The following is a 2,086-nucleotide window of genomic DNA, read 5'->3' as shown; positions in this document are numbered from 1 at the left end:
ACCCAGGGTACCTGGTGTAACCGGGGGTGCCGGCAGGTACACTGCAAACCCGCCGCCGCTTTGGATTTGGCGACGCATCCATCCCCGGCAAAGGCGTTGCGGCCAGGGGAAAGCGCCGTCGCCGCGGCGCGTGTGGGACCCTAGCCCCAAGTTCTTGGCCAGCGCCGCTAGTATCCCCCGTCGTTGAGGTTCGATGCGGTCGCGCCGCTTTGCCGGCGCACTCCAAAGCAGTCCGGAATCCATAAAGAGCCAATTTTTAAACTGAGCCACTGCCGCGGTGCGCGATAGGGTGAGTGCCTCCAGCTACCAGTCACCAGCTACCAGCTACCAGTCACCAACTACCAGCCAGAGCGGTGGGCACAGCCCGCCCTAGGGCAGCCGATTGCGTAGGCCGATGGTCAACAAGAGGGTCCTGCGCAGCCGCTTGTCGGGGGCGGTGACCAGGGTTCCGTCGAGCGCCGGGTAATGCTGTTCCGCCTCCGCCATGTGGTCCCGGAAACCCCGTAGCAATGCCCAGATCCTTACCGCGGTCACGTCGTTCCAGTCGGTTACACCCGCCGCGGCAACGAAACGGTCCGGTGTTCCATCGGCATCCGCATCGGTGTTCTCTCCGTAGAGGATCTGCATATCCTCCACGCCTTCGACGAGCTCCTCCGTGCGGCCCCTACTCGCCTTCCGATAAAGCGCCGGTTCCCCACCGGGGTTGTGCGCGATGTAGTAGATGAAGGTGCCGTAGCGGATAATCTCCGAATCGGTGCCGAACCGCTCGTCCGACGGCGCGGTGGTACCGCCCCATGTCCCGTCGGAGTTGCCCGGAACGAGGCCGCCGGTGGGGTGGGTGATGGCGCCGGAATCGTCGATCGAACCGACCTGAAAGATCCGGGCCTTTTGACAATCGCTGATCAACAGATAATCGCCGGGGCAGATCCCGTTGATGCGGTTGGTGCCGCCGGTACAGGCCTTGGTCTCCCGAGACCTTACAACCGCGAAGACCTGCTGGCCGGAGTTTTCCCTGCGCACGCCGGAGGCATCGCCTTCAGGTCCCCGCACCAGCAGCACATCGGTGCCCGCGATCGGAACCCGGCGCGAACCTGCAAAGGTACTCGCCAAGGGTTCCGGCAGTATCTCCGACACCTCGTCGAAGCCCTGGAGACCGGTCCGGAAATTATTCTCCGGGGCACTCGGGTTGTTCAAGGTGTTGAAGAAGAGTCCGTCGCCTCCGGCGCAGCCGCGGTAGCCGGCACCCCGGATGTCACGGGTGAGGAATTGCACCACAAAGCGTTGGTTCTCCTGCAAACGGCTGGCTTCGAGTTGAACCAGGAAATGCTGCTTGTTGGAGACGAAGAAGAGCAGCACCGCGGATACCGTCAGCACCCCGAGCGCGATCCCTACGAGCAGCTCGACCAGCGTGAAGCCGGCGCTGCGCTGGAGCGAAGGGCTCACAATCTGGTTGCGGATACGAATTGCTGACTCGAGCGCTCGGAAAGCCCGAGGCTGTCGTCCCATTGGATGGTGACGGTGACGCTATTTCCGCTGCTGCCGATCGCTCCATCCCCGGACGGCAGCGAGCAGCGCAGGCGTTGCTTCCACTGACACAGGTCGCTGTTCTCGATCGGGGTGGATGGACACGGTGCTTGGTCACAGGTTCGGGGCGTGGAATCGAGGCCAATGTCATAGCCCCCATTGTGGGCGACGGTACGGTTCGCGCGCATGCGCTCAATCATTTCGTCGGCGAGCATGCTGGCCTGGGAGCCTTTTTCCGCGCTGTATGTGCTTTTAGTGCCGGTCATCTGCAGCGCCGCCAGTCCCATGAGGCCGAGCGCCAACACAAAGGCCGTCACCAGGGCCTCGATCAAGGCAAAACCCCGATGGCCCTTTATGGATTCCGGACTGCCAACGATCATAAGAAGGGTTCCACCGGACGTTTTGGAGTGCGGCGGCAACCTCACCCCGATGCTTACCGGAACCTACAGCGCCAGGCATGAGCAGGGGGTCGGCCAAGTGGCACCATCCTGCCGCCGCTTTGGATTTAGCGATGTATCCGTTCCCAACACAGGTGTTGCGGCCAGGGGAAAGCGCCGTCGCC

3 protein-coding genes are annotated in these 2,086 nt (G+C 62.9%); all 3 read right to left on the bottom strand.

All coding sequences use genetic code 11. From position 1 onward, the window contains the following. Positions 1-243 (bottom strand): hypothetical protein (locus BQ17_RS22820; protein ID WP_218068294.1); only part of this gene is annotated, 243 nt, incomplete at its 3' end. A gap of 126 nt (positions 244-369) precedes the next feature. Then, a complete protein-coding gene (locus BQ17_RS15060) occupies positions 370-1,443 on the bottom strand; it encodes a PilW family protein (RefSeq protein WP_176722454.1) in 1,074 nt (357 codons plus the stop codon). Then, positions 1,440-1,904 (bottom strand): type IV pilus modification protein PilV, encoded by a 465-nt coding sequence (pilV, locus tag BQ17_RS15055; RefSeq protein WP_089728430.1) that lies wholly within the window; start codon positions 1,902-1,904, stop codon positions 1,440-1,442. The genes BQ17_RS15060 and pilV overlap by 4 nt, the downstream gene beginning before the upstream one ends. Positions 1,905-2,086: the final 182 nt, after the last annotated feature.

It is taken from the genome of Candidatus Thiosymbion oneisti (assembly GCF_900092655.1).
Classification (GTDB): Bacteria; Pseudomonadota; Gammaproteobacteria; order Chromatiales; family Chromatiaceae; genus Thiosymbion; species Thiosymbion oneisti.
This window is presented reverse-complemented; position numbering and strand designations above follow the sequence as displayed.

What these genes read in the sequence shown, in the direction of transcription:
- pilV (WP_089728430.1), bottom strand. Translation starts at nt 1,904, where the DNA reads ATGATCGTTGGCAGTCCGGAATCCATAAAGGGCCATCGGGGTTTTGCC.